Raw genomic sequence first — 15,191 nt, 5'->3', positions numbered from 1 at the left:
CCACCGCCGAACACGGGCCCTACTTCTCCGCGTTCGCCGCCTTCACCAGCGCGTCCTTGGTCACCGCGCCCGCGTACACCGTGCCGTCGTCCGTGACCAGGGCGTTGACCAGGCGCGTCGAGAAGACCGTGCCCTTGCCGAACGTACCGGTGACCCGGTCGCCCAGCGAGTTCAGGAAGCCGGATGCCGCACCGTTGTCGGACGACCGGCTGTCGGACGACCGGCCCGAGGGCGCCATGCCCTTGCCGCCGTTGCCGCCGTCGAGGACCACGATCGAGTTCCAGCCCTCCCCGATGGTCTTCGTCTTCGCCCCCGCGAGCTTCCCTTCGAGCGCCTTCTTCTCGTCGCCCTTGGGCTGCGCCTTCCGCTGCTCCTTCGCCAGGTCGTCGCCCTGCGTGACCTTCGTCCCCTTGGGCGGCGTGAAGCGGAACGTCGACGCCGCCGGCTTGGCGAAGGAGACCTCCGTGAAGCCCGCGTCCACGACGGCCGCGCCGCCCGACGACGGGGTCAGCGTGAACTTCAGCGGCGTCCCGGTCTTCGCGTCCACCGCGATGCTGATCGCGCCGACCGTGGTGCCCGACTGCTTCGGCCTGATGAGCAGCTTGTACGCGTCCCGGCCCGCTACCTGGGCCGTGCCGTCCACCGTGACCGAGGTCGTCTTGTCGGCGGCCTTCAGGGCCTCCTCGGCGAAGTCCTTGGGCGTGGCGGGCACGTCCTTGGGCGTGGCCTCACGGCGTCCGTGGTCGCCCGCGCCGGTCGCGTGGTACGCCTCGTTCGACGCGCTGTCGTACGCCCATACGTCGTCGCCGTTGCGGATGACGCTGTACTCGGCGGCCTTCTCGATGATCGAGATCTTCTGCTTGTCCTGGCCGTCGGCCGCGATCCGCACGGTGTGACTACCGGAAGCCAGTTCGAGCGCCTTGGACTTCGGGTCGGCGGTCGAGCCGCCCTTGTCCTCCGCTCCCTGGGCGAGCGCGCCCGAGGCGAGGCTGTTCTGCAGCCCGCCGAGGTCGGGCAGGCCCAGGTCCGTGCTGATCTTCACCGTGCCGGACATCTGCTGGGTGTCCGACTTGGCGATCTTCTCGATGAGCTGCTGCGCGCTGATCTTCGGCAGGTCGGGGTCGCCGGATCCCGCGAACGCCGGGGCGAGCCCGATGGTCGCCGCGGCCACTCCCACCACCGCGACCGGAACGACGTACCGCGCGGCCTTGCGTCGCATGCCGTGGGCGTTCCCGGCTTCCCCGGCGGGCGTGCTCTCGTCGGATTCGTACGGTGCCATGTCTGCCTTACCTCCGTCGTCGGCGGCGGCCTGTCTCCTGTGCACTCGTCCACCCCTGCGCCGCCATTGTCACCCGAACTCCTGTGAGGTGGTGTCTCTCATCTGACCAAATCCGCTACGGGGAAGCGTCAGACCGCGGGCCCAACTCGGCCTAATCCTGGGGTATGACACGGCAGGACGGCTGCTCCCCCGACCCGTAGGGGATGTGGAGGACTCCCGCTCGACGGGGGCGACGAACGCGTGACCCGCCGCGCGCTTCTCACGAAGGCGTGACGGGTCGGTGAGGGAAGTGCCGGGCGTGGGCTTCGGCCGCGGCGGCGGTCAGCCCGCCCGGTGCACCACCGCGTCGCACAGGTGCGTCAGGGCGGCCTTCGCACCGCACTCGGGCAGCGGGCTCAGAGCCGCCCGCGCCTCCTTCGCGTAGCGGAGCGTGTCGCGGCGGGCCTGCTCCAGCGCCGGGTGGACGCGGAGGCGGGCGAGAGCTTCGGCGTGGCGGGCATCGTCGGAGAGATCAGACTCCAGCAGCTCGCGCAGCGCGATGTCCTCGGGCAGCCCGAGGCGCTCCGCGCGCTCGCGCAGATGCAGGACGGGCAGCGTGGGGACGCCCTCCCGCAGATCCGTCCCGGGCGTCTTGCCGGACTCGTGCGAGTCCGAGGCGATGTCCAGTACGTCGTCGGCAAGCTGGAACGCCACGCCGAGCCGCTCGCCGTACTGCGTCAGTACGTCCACGACGGTCTCGTCGGCGCCCGACATCATGGCGCCGAACCGGCAGGCCACGGCCACCAGCGAACCCGTCTTGCCGCCGAGGACGTCGAGGTAGTGCTCCACCGGGTCACGGCCGTCCCGGGGGCCCGCCGTCTCCAGGATCTGGCCCGTGACCAGCCGCTCGAAGGCCTCGGCCTGGATACGGACCGCCTCCGGGCCGAGGTCGGCCAGGATGTGCGACGCCCTGGCGAAGAGGAAGTCACCGGTGAGGACCGCGAGCGCGTTGCCCCAGCGGGTGTTGGCGCTGTCGACCCCGCGCCGCACCTCGGCCTCGTCCATCACGTCGTCGTGGTACAGCGTGGCCAGGTGGGTCAGCTCCACGACCACGGCGGAGGGCACGATCCCGGGCGCGTACGGGTCACCGAACTGCGCCGCGAGCATCACGAGCAGCGGCCGGAAGCGCTTCCCGCCCGCGCGCACCAAGTGCTGCGCGGCCTCCGTGATGAAGGGGACCTCGCTCTTGGTGGCGTCGAGCAGCCCTTCCTCGACAGCGGTCAGCCCGGCCTGGACATCGGCTTCCAGAGCCTGGTCCCGCATGCTCAGCCCGAACGGCCCGACGACGGTCACGTGGGGTCTCCTGTCTGCTGCCGGTCACACGGTGGGTCTCAAGAATGGTCACGTGGTCGACGACGCTGCCGGTCGACCGGCTCATGGAGCTTGTCGATCTGTCGCCGCCACCACTCAAGTCAGCGTATCCGGTCACGTTTCGATCACCACGAGCGCCCGCTGTTCCAGGCCGGGCGGTATCGGATCACGAACGGTGCGTCCATGATCAGGTTACCCAAATGGGTGCATATCGGGACAAACGAAGAGCGCCCTGCAGAGTCGACGCCACCTCCGCACGCCACCTCCACGTGTCCGGATTTCGTAGGTCACACCTCGGGGACAAACAAGGCAAATCACCCACTACCACCTCTCCCCGGGCGCGCAGAACGCTCCAACTTCGCCCGAATTAGCCCTACATATCCCTTAGTTACCGATGTGAGATCAAGATGCCGTAAGTGAAATAGGTCACGCACCCACCGGGTCGGGCAATTCGGGACGGTCACCAAACTCCCGTTCGCGAACGGCAAGTTGATTCTCGCTCAGCAAATTGGATCATTACCGCCATTCCCCCATGTCAAGGTCATTTAGACCTGATCATGACGTTCGGCCTTGTTTCGGACATGCGCTTCCGCATACGTTCCCTTCACTCGAGCGGACGCCGAATCCTGCCACCGCCCGAGATCCCATCGACCCCATGCAGGCAGGAGCGGGGGACCCAGGTAAGTCGCCGAACCGGACATCGCGCCGGACCGGCTCGGGGTGAAGCCGTGCCTCGTTTCGAGGACACGGCCGGGCACCTCCCCGCCCGAACCCGACAGCTCACCTCGCAGGCGTAGGAGAGGAATACGACATGCCCGCTTTCGCCCTGCCCGCACGCCGTCGGGACCGTGGCTCCAAGGCCTCCCGTCTCACCCGCACTCTCGGTCTCATGGGAGCCGGCGCCGCCGCTCTCGCCCTCCCCGTCGTGGGCGCCACCAGCGCTTTCGCCGCTCCCGAGCCCGCCCAGACCGTGACCCTGAAGACCCAGGGCACGACCCTCGACAGCTGGATACGCCAGTCGCTGTCGATCATGTCCCAGCACAACATCCCGGGCTCGTACGACGGCATCTACCGCAACGTGATGCGTGAGTCCTCGGGCAACCCGAAGGCCATCAACCTCTGGGACTCCAACGCCCGCGCGGGCATCCCGTCCAAGGGCCTCCTCCAGGTCATCGACCCGACCTTCCGCACGTACCACGTGCCGGGCACCGCGTTCGACCCGTACGACCCGGTCGCGAACATCACCGCCGCGTGCAACTACGCCGCCGCGCGGTACGGCTCGATCGACAACGTCAACAGCGCCTACTGAGGCCAGTCCTGGCGGGCCTCACGAGAAGAGTCTTTCGAGGACGACGGCGATGCCGTCGTCCTCGTTCGACGTGGTGACCTCGTCCGCGACCGCCTTGAGTTCCGGATGGGCGTTGGCCATGGCGACGCCGTGCGCCGCCCAGCGGAACATGGGGATGTCATTGGGCATGTCGCCGAAGGCGATGGTCGACGTCCGCGCTAGGCCCAGATACTCGGCCGCCAACGCGAGCCCGGTCGCCTTGGTGACACCGAGCGGCTGAAGCTCGACCGTGCCGGGCCCCGACATGGTGACCGTCGCGAGCGAGCCGACCGCCTCACGGGCCACCGCCGCCAACTCGTCGTCCGACAGGGCGTGATGGCGCAGCAGCACCTTGCTGATCGGCTCGCACCACAGATCGTCGCGCCGCTCGACCCGTACCGCGGGCAGCGTGGGGTGCGGCATCAGATAGCCGGGCTCGATGAGCGTGAGCCCGTCCACCCCGTCCTGGTCGACAGCCGCGTACACCTGCCCGACCTCGGCCTCGATCTTGCCGAGCGCGGTCTCGGCCAGCTCCCGGTCCAGGGTGACGGAGAACAGCAGCCTGTCCGCGCCCGCGTCGTACACCTGCGCGCCCTGTCCGCACACCGCGAGCCCCCTGCTGCCGAGATCGTCCAGCAGGGGCCGCGTCCTCGGTGCCGGGCGCCCCGTCACCACGAGATGCTGTGCGCCGGCCGCCGTAGCCCGCTCCAGCACCGCCTTCGACCGGTCGGAGAGCGTGTCGTCACCCCGCAACAGCGTGCCGTCCAGGTCTGTGGCGATAAGGGCGTATGCGAGGGGTGCGGCCATGATCAGAGAATACGGACGGAACCGCCGGGCGACTCGGCGCGAACCGGACGAGGTCCCGTTCTCCCGTACACGTCGTGATCGACACGCTACGGTAGGGGGTTCGGCAAGTCCCGTCCCGTACCGAGTCGTTGGCCTCAGCCGTGCGCCGCCGCCAGATGCTTGGCCAGCCGCGGCGAGGCGAACTCCGTACCGCACACGAAGCGCATCACCGGGCCGTACGAGGCCGCCGCCGGAAGTCCCGTGAAGTAGAGGCCGGGGACGGACGACACATAGCCCGCGCCGAGCTTCGGCGCGCCCCGGCTCACCGCCAGTTCCGTACGCAGCTCATGGCCCAGGAAGTCCATCGCGGCGATGTCCACGCGGTAGCCGGTCGCCGCGATCACATGGTCCGCGGTCAGCTCCTCCGTACGGCCCGCGTGCGTCCGTACCGTCAGCGCCGCGCCGACGTCGGTCGCGGACGCGCCGACGATGCGGGAGACCTCGCGCACCCGCACCGCGCCCTCGAAGCGGTCACGCAGCCACCACGCGCCGAGCGGGCCGAGGACACGGCGGACCAGGTAGTGGCGCGCCTGGGCGGGCAGATAGCGGTACGGGTGCGGGTAGTAGCTGAGGGCCCACAGCGACCAGGCGCGGCCGAACGGCGACTCGGGCCGCAGCTTGGGCTGGCGCCAGGGCGGGGCGCCGAAGGAGACCTGGCCCCGGCCGCGCGCGACCACGCGGACCCGCGCGCCCGCCTCGGCCGCCAGCGCCGCCGTCTCCAGAGCGGACTGGCCCGCGCCGACGACCAGCAGGTCCTTGCCGCAGAACCGGGTCAGCTCGTGGTGCTGGGAGCTGTGGGAGAGCGGGGCCGTCGGGGCGGGGCCGTCCGCCGCCGCCCCCGCCAGCTCGCGCGGGACGTGGGCGAGCCCGGACAGTCCGGTCGCCACCACCACCGCCCGCGCGGTGAACAACTCCCCCGAGTCCAGCTTCAGTTCGAAGTCACCGCCCGTGCGCCGATCCACCGAGACGACCCGGGTCCGCTCCAGTTCGGGCACCTGCTGCTGCTGGAACCACTCGCCGTAGGCCTGGAACGTCTCGACCGGGATGATGTCCTCGTCGGTCACCAGTCGGTGGATGCCCGCCGCGTCGCAGTAGTCGACCAGGGTGTGGCCCCGCCGGGGGGCGTCGATGTTCGAGGCGACCGGGGTCGACTTGAGGAGCATGCCCTCGGGCATATGGTCGCGCCAGCTCACCATGGGCTCGCCGAAGACGCGCACCGGGATGCCGCGCGCCCGCAGATGGGCGGCGGTGGACAGGCCGAACGGCCCGGCGCCGATGACTGCTACCGGTTGGATCACGAAGTCCCTCCCCAGGACGCACACATGCCTGCTTCGTGGTGGAGACCGGGCCGGGCGGTCAGCCCGAACCCGCCCCACGGCCACGGCGGTTGGTCCGCCAGAGCCGGTACAGGTGCTTGGAGCCCGGCCGGACGAACCGGGCGAGCATCGTGAAGAACGGCCGCAGGTCGTCACCCGCGAACCAGGCCAGCTCCGTCCCGCTCGCGCGCGCCGGGGCGTGCGGCGTCGTATAGCCGCTGCGGCGGTAGGCGATCAGTGCGGGCAGGTCGATGTTCTCCACGACATACCGATGGCCGGCCCGCTGTTCGCCGTCCGGGACCGGGCGGCCGGTCAGATCGAGATGGAGAGCGCGGACGACGTCCACCCCCGCCTCGTTCTCGAAGAGACGGAACTGGGCGCCCATGCGCGGGTTGAAGTCGAGCAGCTTGTACCGACCGTCGCGCCGGTCGAAGCGCAGGTCGAGGTCGATGATGCCGGTGAAGCCGATCTGTTTGATGAAACGGGCGGCGAGGTCCGCGAGTTCCGGGTTGTCGACGACGTACGCGTGCGCCGTCATGCCCGCGTGCGGCGGCCAGGAGCGGACCTTGACGCCGGTGAACAGGGCGAGCGGGGTCGAGTCCTGGTCGAAGTACGCGTGCACGATCCAGTCCTCGGCCTCCTCCCGGGGCAGATACTCCTGGAGGATCACGCCCGGTCGCTCGCCCCAGTGCCTGGCGAGCGCGAGGAGCCCCTCGGGTGTGGTGATCTTCGTGGTGCCGTTCACGGCGGGCCGCTCACGGCGCACGAAGGCCTCGCGGTTCTTCGCCACCACCGGGAAGCGGGCCTTCTCGGCGAAGCGCACGATGTCGTCGTACGACTGCGGGAAGGCCGCCGCCGGGCTCGGGATGCCGTGTTCCCCGCACAGGTCGTGCAGGCCCTGCTTGCTGGCCAGGCGGCGCGGCAGCCCCGCGTCCACCTTCGGGAACAGGAAGGGTCCTGCCAACGCGTCCTGATGCTCGGCGATCAGGACCGCGGCCTCCTCGTCGGTGGGGACCAGGACGGTCGGACGGCCGATACGGCGCCCGATGCGCAACAGGCCCTCCACGAGCCGCTCCGGAGCCTCCGTCCCGGTGGTCGGCCAGACGAAGGCGCGGCGCAGATAGCGGGAGAGGGCGGCCGGGGTGTAGCGGTCCTCCGTGATCGCGTACATCGGTATGCCGAGCCTGCCCAGGCTGCGGATGGCACCCACGCCGCCGTGGTGCAGCGGGTAGTCGCCGAACTTCACGATGAGCCCCGGCACTTCGCGGTCCACGCCGGGCGGCGCACCGCCGGTACCTGTACTCCTGGCCACGGGTCCCCCCACGTGTCCCCCTAGGGCCTGTCTGACAATTCCCGCGGCAGACGGGAATTGTCAGACAGGCCCTAGGACCGGCCTCATCCCGTCCATGTCCCCCAAGGGACGCTAAGCCGGAATTGAACGCTCCGACAAGGCCTATCCGGACATTGCGAACCCTTTAGACACTGCCCAAGACAAGCAACTCACCCGTAACGTGTGGGTCGACCACATGGAACGCAGCCCATGCACGGCACACCTGGCGTTGCACGAAAGCGAGGCAGGATCCCATGCCCCCCTTCGATGTCCCCGAGGGTGACCCCTTCGGCCCGCACAACCTCCCCTACGGCGTGTTCTCACCGACCGGCTCCGACCAGCGGACCGTGGGCGTCCGGCTGGGCGATCACGTACTCGACGCGGGCGCCGCGGCGAAGGCGCTCGGTTCTCCCTATGTCTCCCTGCTGGCACAGCCGTCGCTCGGCCCGCTGCTGGCCGCGGGGCGCACCGCCTGGTCGGATGTGCGCCGTGCGCTGACGGCCTGGGTGACGGTGCCCGCGCATCGCGAGACCGTCGAGCCCCTGCTGCGCCCGCTCTCCGAGGTGACCCTGCATCTGCCCTTCGAGGTCGCGGACTACGTCGACTTCTATGCCTCCGAGAACCACGCCCGCAATGTCGGGCAGATCTTCCGCCCCGACGCCGCGGACTCGCTGACCCCCAACTGGAAGCATCTGCCGATCGGTTACCACGGCCGGTCGGGGACGGTCGTGGTCTCGGGCACGGACGTCGTACGTCCGCACGGGCAGCGCAAGGCGCCCACGGACCCGGCGCCGGTCTTCGGTCCGTCCGTCCGCCTGGACATCGAGGCGGAGGTCGGGTTCGTAGTGGGGGTCCCCTCCCAACTGGGGCGCCCGGTCGGGCTGTCCGCGTTCCGGGACCATGTGTTCGGGCTGTGCCTGCTCAACGATTGGTCGGCGCGGGACGTCCAGGCCTGGGAGTACGTGCCGCTCGGGCCGTTCCTCGGCAAGTCCTTCGCCACCTCGGTCTCGGCGTGGATCACCCCGCTGGACGCGCTGGAGGAAGCGCGGGTGGCACCGCCGGAGCGCACGCACCCACTGCTGCCGTACCTGGACGACACGCAGGAGGAACCGGCGGGCTACGACCTGCGTATCTCCGTCGCGATCAACGGCCATGTGGTCTCCGAACCTCCCTTCTCGACGATGTACTGGACGGCCGCACAGCAGTTGGCGCACATGACGGTGAACGGGGCGTCGCTGCGGACCGGCGATCTGTACGGCTCGGGCACCGTGAGCGGCTCGGCGGAGAACGAGCGCGGCTCGCTCCTCGAACTGACGTGGAACGGCCGGGAACCACTCGAACTCCCCGACGGCAAGCGCACGTTCCTCGAGGACGGCGACGTGGTCACCCTGACCGCCTGGGCCCCGGGCCCGGCCGGAACCCGAGTGGGCCTCGGCGAGGTGACGGGCCGGGTGATTCCGGCCACGGACACGTTCGCGTGAGCCACCGGGCGGGTGGACCGGTCACCTGACGACGGGGCGGCGGGGCGGCGGGGCGGCGGGGCCGGTGCGGGCCTGACGACGGGCGGGACGGCCACGCACCCGCGGCACGCGGTGGCAGCACTGCCACCGCGTGGCCATCCGGCAGAGGCCCCCGGCACCTCGGCGCGGGACACACCGTCCCTCGCGGCTATATCCCTGCCGCCCAGTCCTCCGGCCCCTCGTGGTCTTCCGGCTCCGGCTCCTCCTGCGGCCAGTCGTCCGGGGTCGTCGGGGTGGCCGTGTCGGGGGTGCCGCTCAGTGACTTCAGTACCCCGAGTACGCCCTCCCCGTACGTCGCCAGCTTCTTCTCGCCCACGCCGCTGACTCCGCCCAGCTCCGCCACCGTCGACGGCCACACCGTGGCGATCTCCCGGAGCGTGGCGTCGTGGAAGATGACGTAGGCGGGCACGCCCTGCTCACGGGCCTGTTCGGCGCGCCAGGCACGCAGGGCCTCGAAGGCGGGGGCCAGCTCCGGGGGCAGTTCGGCGGCGGCCGTCCTCGGCTTGCGGTCCGACCGCGCGGTTCCCGACGACGACCGGGACGCGGCCGGCTTCTTCGGCTCCTTGCGCAACGGCACCTCGCGCTTGCGCCCCAGCACCTCCCCGCTCGCCTCCGTCAGCACCAGCGTCCCGTACTCGCCCTCGACGGCGAGCAGCCCCTGAGCGAGCAACTGCCGGACGACGCCCCGCCATTCGCCCTCGGTCAGCTCCTCGCCGATACCGAACACGGAGAGCTGGTCGTGGTCGAACTGGATGACCTTGGCCGTGCGCCGGCCCAGCAGGATGTCGACGATCTGCACGGCACCGAACTTCTGCCGCCGCTCCCGGTCGAGCCGCCACACCGTGGACAGCACCTTCTGCGCCGCGATCGTGCCGTCCCAGGTGTCGGGCGGGACCAGGCAGGTGTCGCAGTTGCCGCAGGCTCCCGCCTCGGCGTCCTGGCCGAAGTAGGCGAGCAACTGGCCGCGGCGGCAGTGGACCGTCTCGCACAGCGCCAGCATCGCGTCCAGATGCCCCTGCGACCTGCGGCGGAACGCCTCGTCGCCCTCCCCGGACTGGATCAGCTTGCGCTGCTGTATGACGTCGTTGAGCCCGTACGCCATCCAGGCCGTGGACGGCAGTCCGTCGCGGCCCGCGCGGCCCGTCTCCTGGTAGTAGCCCTCGACGGACTTCGGCAGGTCGAGGTGGGCGACGAACCGTACGTCCGGCTTGTCGATGCCCATGCCGAACGCGATGGTCGCGACCACGACCAGGCCGTCCTCGCGGAGGAAGCGGGACTGGTGCGCCGCGCGCGTGCCCGCGTCCAGGCCCGCGTGGTACGGCACGGCCTCGACGCCGTTGCGGGTGAGGAACTCCGCGGTCTTCTCCACCGAGTTCCGCGAGAGGCAGTACACGATGCCCGCGTCGCCCGCGTGCTCCTCGCGCAGGAACGACAAGAGCTGCTTCTTGGGGTCGGCCTTCGGCACGATCCGGTACTGGATGTTGGGCCGGTCGAAGCTCGCGACGAAGTGGCGGGCGGCCGGGATGTTCAGCCGCTGCGTGATCTCCTGATGCGTCGCGTGCGTCGCGGTGGCCGTGAGCGCGATCCGGGGGACGTCCGGCCAGCGCTCGCCCAGCAGGGACAGTGCCAGGTAGTCGGGGCGGAAGTCGTGGCCCCACTGCGAGACGCAGTGCGCCTCGTCGATCGCGAAGAGGGAGATCTTGCCGCGCGAGAGCAGGTCGAGGGTGGACTCCAGGCGCAGCCGCTCGGGGGCCAGATAGAGCAGGTCCAGCTCGCCGGCCAGGAACTCCGCCTCGACCACGCGCCGCTCGTCGAAGTCCTGCGTGGAGTTCACGAACCCGGCGCGCACACCGAGCGCCCGCAGCGCGTCCACCTGGTCCTGCATCAGGGCGATCAGCGGGGAGACCACCACGCCCGTACCGGGCCTGACCAGGGCCGGGATCTGATAGCAGAGGGACTTGCCGCCACCGGTCGGCATGAGGACGACGGCGTCACCACCGGCCACGACATGCTCGATGATCGCTTCCTGCTCACCGCGGAAGGCCTCGTACCCGAAGACCCGGTGCAGCGTGGCCAGCGCCTCGCTCCCGCCGTACGCCTCCGGCATCACACCCGCCTCGGTCATCACACTCGTCCCGTCCATCGCCTGTCCCCCGCACGTCGTCCCTCGACCACTGCGTCCACGATAGGCGCCCGCGCCGACAGCTCCGGAGTTATCCACAGACCGGCCGCCTCTGCCTGGTCAAGGGCACGACACTCGTTCACCCGTGGGTGGGAGCCCCGTCCGTTTCCGGTCGCCGGTCCGAATGCACTGTTCAGACTCCGCCCATGGGAACCCCGAAGGCATCCACGCCCACCTGGCCGGTCCCGCCGGAGGGCGGCTGGACCGCAGACGACCTGGACCGACTTCCGAATCTGCCGCCGCACACGGAACTGATCGACGGGAGCCTGGTCTTCGCCTGTCCGCAGACCCTCTTTCACACATGCGCTGTGAGCTTCTTCGCACGGCAGGTCCGATCCCTGGCTCCCGCGGATCTTGAGGTCCTCGGCCGGTTCACCATCGACATCGACCGCCAGAACAGGCCCGAGCCGGACGTGGTCGTGGTGCACGGCGAGGTCGTGGAGGACCCGACGCAGACCCGGTTCCCGGCCGAAGCCGTCGTCCTGGCCATCGAGGTCGTCTCGGAGGACTCCGTCTCCCGCGACCGGGAGACCAAGCCCCTCAAGTACGCCAGGGCGAAGATCCCCCACTACTGGCGGGTCGAGAACGAGGACGGCCGCGCCGCCGTGCACGCCTTCGAGTTGGAGCCCACCACCGGCGCCTACGTCAGCGTGGGGATCTTCCGTGAACGGATGAAGGTGGATGTTCCGTTCGCGGTCGACCTGGACCTCACCCGGATCAAGGCGCGCCGTGCGCCGAAGCAGTGACCCGCTTCCGTACGAGCACGACGGCCCGGCACCCCCCGAGCGGGTGCCAGGCCGTTGTCTGTGGGAGCCGGGGTCAGCGCACGAAGACGCTTGCCTGGCTCGCCAGGTTCAGGAAGTACTGCGGGGCCACGCCCAGGACCAGGGTGACCGCCACGCCCGCTCCGATCGCCGTCAGGGTCAGCGGGGAGGGGACCGCCACCGTCGGGCCCTCGGGGTTCGGTTCGCTGAAGAACATCAGGACGATCACGCGGATGTAGAAGAACGCGGCGACCGCCGACGAGATCACACCGATCACGACCAGCGGGATCGCCCCGCCCTCGGCCGCCGCCTTGAACACCGCGAACTTCCCGGCGAAGCCGGACGTCAGCGGGATGCCCGCGAAGGCCAGCAGGAACACCGCGAACACGGCCGCCACCAGCGGGGACCTGCGTCCGAGCCCGGCCCACTTGGACAGATGGGTCGCCTCGCCGCCCGCGTCACGGACCAGGGTCACGACGGCGAAGGCGCCGATCGTCACGAACGAGTACGCGGCCAGATAGAAGAGGACCGAGGACACACCGCTGCGGGTGGTCGCGATGACACCCGCGAGGATGAATCCGGCGTGCGCGATCGACGAGTACGCCAGCAGGCGCTTGATGTCGGTCTGCGTGATCGCGACGATCGCGCCGCCCAGCATCGTGACGATCGCGACGGCCCACATCACCGGCCGCCAGTCCCAGCGCAGGCCCGGCAGGACCACGTACAGCAGCCGCAGCAGCGCGCCGAACGCCGCCACCTTGGTCGCCGCCGCCATGAAGCCGGTCACCGGGGTCGGCGCGCCCTGGTACACGTCCGGCGTCCACATGTGGAACGGCACCGCGCCCACCTTGAACAGCAGCCCCATCACGATCATCGCGGCGCCGATGAGCAGCAGCACGTCGTTGCCCATGGTGTTGGCGAGGGCCGGGTCGACGTTCGTCACCGTGCCGTCGACGACCTGGGCGATGGTCGCGTACGACACCGAACCCGCGTACCCGTACAGCAGCGCGATGCCGAACAGCGTGAACGCGGAGGCGAACGCGCCGAGCAGGAAGTACTTGACCGCGGCCTCCTGCGACATGAGCCGCTTGCGGCGCGCCAGGGCGCACAGCAGGTACAGCGGCAGCGAGAAGACCTCCAGGGCCACGAAGAGGGTCAGCAGGTCGTTGGCCGAGGGAAAGACGAGCATGCCGCCGACCGCGAACAGCAGCAGCGGGAACGCCTCCGTCGTCGTGAACCCGGCCTTCACGGCGGCCTTCTCGCTGTCGCTGCCGGGCACGGACGCGGCCTGCGCCGCGAACGAGTCGACCCGGTTGCCGTGCGCCGCCGGGTCGAGGCGCCGCTCGGCGAAGGTGAACACGCCGAACAGTCCGGCCAGCAGGATCGTCCCCTGGAGGAACAGGGCCGGTCCGTCGACCGCGAGCGCGCCCATCGCGGCGATGTGCGCCTTCGTGGTGCCGTACCCGCCCGACGCCAGCGCCACCACCGCGGCGAACGCGGCGGCGAGCGCGACGACGGAGACGAACACCTGAGCGTGGTAACGGGACTTGCGGGGCACGAACGCCTCGATCAGCACCCCGACGAGCGCGGCACCGATGACGATCAGCGTCGGCGACAATTGGGCGTATTCGATCTTCGGGGCCTGGAACTTCGAGATCGGGTCGACCGCGGTTGTCCACAGGCTGTGGACGGCTACTGTGCTCACTTGGCCGCCTCCACCTCGGGCTGAGGATCGGTCTGGTGTACGTCGGACATGGTCTGCCGCACCGCCGGGTTGACGATGTCGGTGACCGGCTTCGGATAGACGCCGAGGAAGATCAGCAACGCGATCAGCGGGGCGACCACCACGAGTTCGCGCACGCGCAGGTCCGGCATCTTGGCGACCTCCGCCTTCACCGGGCCCGTCATCGTCCGCTGGTAGAGGACGAGAACGTAGAGCGCGGCCAGCACGATGCCGAAGGTGGCGATGATGCCGATCGCCGGATGCCGCGTGAACGTGCCGACCAGGACGAGGAACTCACTGACGAACGGCGCCAGTCCGGGCAGCGACAGCGTGGCCAGGCCGCCAACCAGGAACGTCCCGGCCAGGACCGGCGCGACCTTCTGCACGCCGCCGTAGTCCGCGATCAGCCGCGAACCGCGGCGCGAGATCAGGAAGCCCGCCACCAGCATCAGGGCGGCGGTCGAGATCCCGTGGTTGACCATGTAGAGCGTCGCGCCGGACTGGCCCTGGCTGGTCATCGCGAAGATGCCCAGGATGATGAAGCCGAAGTGCGAGATCGACGCGTACGCCACCAGCCGCTTGATGTCCCGCTGGCCGACCGCGAGCAGCGCCCCGTAGAGGATGCTGATGAGCGCCAGGACGAGGATGGCGGGCGTCGCCCACTTGCTCGCCTCCGGGAAGAGCTGGAGGCAGAAGCGGAGCATCGCGAACGTGCCCACCTTGTCGACGACCGCCGTGATCAGCACGGCGACCGGGGCGGTGGCCTCACCCATGGCGTTGGGCAGCCACGTGTGCAGCGGCCACAGGGGGGCCTTCACCGCGAAGGCGAAGAAGAAGCCGAGGAACAGCCAGCGTTCGGTGCTGGTCGCCAGGTGCAGCGAGCCGTTCGCCCGCGCCTGCGCGATCTCCGGCAGCGAGAAGTTCCCCGCCTGTGTGTACAGGCCGATCACCGCGGCCAGCATGATCAGACCACCGGCCAGGTTGTAGAGGAGGAACTTCACGGCCGCGTACGACCGTTGCGTCGCCGCGGCCTGCTCGCCGTGCTCGTGGGCGCGGTCCCCGAAGCCTCCGATGAGGAAGTACATCGGGATGAGCATGGCTTCGAAGAAGATGTAGAAGAGGAAGACGTCGGTGGCCTCGAAGGAGAGGATCACCATCGCCTCGACGGCCAGGATCAGGGCGAAGAAGCCCTGGGTCGGCCGCCAGCGCCTGCTCCCGGTCTCCAGGGGGTCGGCGTCGTGCCAGCCCGCCAGGATCACGAACGGGATCAGCAGCGCGGTCAGGGCGACGAGCGCCACGCCGATGCCGTCCACCCCCAGCTCGTACCGCACCCCGAAGTCCTTGATCCAGGCATGGGACTCGGCGAGTTGGTAGCGGGCGCCGCCCGGCTCGAAGCGGACCGCGATCACCGCCGCAAGGACGAGGGTGGCGAGCGAGAAGAGCAGCGCCAGCCACTTGGCGGTGGTGCGCCGGGCGGCCGGTACGGCGGCCGTGGCGACCGCCCCCACCGCCGGGAGCACCGCCGTCGCTGTCAGCAGAGGAAAGGACATCGCT

General features: G+C 70.0%; 11 protein-coding genes and 1 riboswitch. Of the genes, 3 read left to right on the top strand and 8 right to left on the bottom strand.

Annotated elements, in window-relative coordinates; translation table 11 throughout:
• Nucleotides 1–19: 19 nt before the first annotated feature.
• The gene (locus tag NGF19_RS11060) at nucleotides 20–1,279 is read right to left on the bottom strand and encodes a LolA family protein (protein WP_252424495.1); all 1,260 of its coding nucleotides are present in this window, start codon (nucleotides 1,277–1,279) and stop codon (nucleotides 20–22) included.
• A 321-nt stretch (nucleotides 1,280–1,600) separates the two neighbouring features.
• Nucleotides 1,601–2,611: a polyprenyl synthetase family protein gene (locus tag NGF19_RS11055; protein ID WP_252424493.1), complete on the bottom strand. Its 1,011-nt coding sequence runs from the start codon at nucleotides 2,609–2,611 to the stop codon at nucleotides 1,601–1,603.
• 657 nt (nucleotides 2,612–3,268) lie between these two features.
• Nucleotides 3,269–3,436, top strand: a riboswitch (cyclic di-AMP (ydaO/yuaA leader).
• 4 nt (nucleotides 3,437–3,440) lie between these two features.
• Between NGF19_RS11055 and NGF19_RS11050 the strand changes: the two genes are divergently transcribed.
• The gene (locus NGF19_RS11050) at nucleotides 3,441–3,938 is read left to right on the top strand and encodes a transglycosylase SLT domain-containing protein (protein ID WP_252424491.1); all 498 of its coding nucleotides are present in this window, start codon (nucleotides 3,441–3,443) and stop codon (nucleotides 3,936–3,938) included.
• 18 nt (nucleotides 3,939–3,956) lie between these two features.
• On the opposite strand, the gene NGF19_RS11045 is transcribed toward NGF19_RS11050, so the two are convergent.
• The 3 genes from NGF19_RS11045 to NGF19_RS11035 form a co-directional block, all read right to left on the bottom strand.
• Complete coding sequence (locus NGF19_RS11045; RefSeq protein ID WP_252424489.1) at nucleotides 3,957–4,763, bottom strand: HAD family hydrolase; 807 nt, start codon at nucleotides 4,761–4,763, stop codon at nucleotides 3,957–3,959.
• Between the two features lie 134 nt (nucleotides 4,764–4,897).
• On the bottom strand, nucleotides 4,898–6,100 hold the full coding sequence (locus NGF19_RS11040; protein ID WP_252424487.1) for an FAD-dependent oxidoreductase: 1,203 nt from the start codon (nucleotides 6,098–6,100) through the stop codon (nucleotides 4,898–4,900).
• Nucleotides 6,101–6,158: 58 nt separating this feature from the next.
• Nucleotides 6,159–7,430 carry a carboxylate--amine ligase gene (locus NGF19_RS11035; protein ID WP_252424485.1) on the bottom strand — a complete coding sequence of 424 codons (1,272 nt, stop codon included), beginning with the start codon at nucleotides 7,428–7,430 and terminating at the stop codon, nucleotides 6,159–6,161.
• Between the two features lie 272 nt (nucleotides 7,431–7,702).
• Between NGF19_RS11035 and fahA the strand changes: the two genes are divergently transcribed.
• Nucleotides 7,703–8,929, top strand: coding sequence for a fumarylacetoacetase (gene fahA / locus NGF19_RS11030; RefSeq protein ID WP_252424483.1), 1,227 nt, complete (start codon nucleotides 7,703–7,705; stop codon nucleotides 8,927–8,929).
• 187 nt (nucleotides 8,930–9,116) lie between these two features.
• On the opposite strand, the gene recQ is transcribed toward fahA, so the two are convergent.
• The gene (gene recQ / locus NGF19_RS11025) at nucleotides 9,117–11,111 is read right to left on the bottom strand and encodes a DNA helicase RecQ (RefSeq protein ID WP_252424481.1); all 1,995 of its coding nucleotides are present in this window, start codon (nucleotides 11,109–11,111) and stop codon (nucleotides 9,117–9,119) included.
• A 185-nt stretch (nucleotides 11,112–11,296) separates the two neighbouring features.
• Here recQ and NGF19_RS11020 point away from each other — a divergent pair, with 185 nt between their 5' ends.
• The gene (locus tag NGF19_RS11020; RefSeq protein ID WP_252424479.1) at nucleotides 11,297–11,896 is read left to right on the top strand and encodes a Uma2 family endonuclease; all 600 of its coding nucleotides are present in this window, start codon (nucleotides 11,297–11,299) and stop codon (nucleotides 11,894–11,896) included.
• 73 nt (nucleotides 11,897–11,969) lie between these two features.
• Here the strand turns inward: NGF19_RS11020 and nuoN are convergent, their stop codons facing one another.
• Nucleotides 11,970–13,619 (bottom strand): NADH-quinone oxidoreductase subunit NuoN, encoded by a 1,650-nt coding sequence (nuoN, locus tag NGF19_RS11015; RefSeq protein WP_252424477.1) that lies wholly within the window; start codon nucleotides 13,617–13,619, stop codon nucleotides 11,970–11,972.
• Nucleotides 13,616–15,187: an NADH-quinone oxidoreductase subunit M gene (locus NGF19_RS11010; RefSeq protein ID WP_252424475.1), complete on the bottom strand. Its 1,572-nt coding sequence runs from the start codon at nucleotides 15,185–15,187 to the stop codon at nucleotides 13,616–13,618. Before NGF19_RS11010 ends, nuoN begins: the two co-directional genes overlap by 4 nt.
• Nucleotides 15,188–15,191 lie beyond the last annotated feature (4 nt).

The organism is Streptomyces macrolidinus (genome assembly GCF_023887685.1).
GTDB classification, from domain to species: domain Bacteria; phylum Actinomycetota; class Actinomycetes; order Streptomycetales; family Streptomycetaceae; genus Streptomyces; species Streptomyces macrolidinus.
The sequence above is the reverse complement of the archived record's forward strand: the minus strand, read 5'-3'. Positions and strand labels throughout refer to the sequence as shown.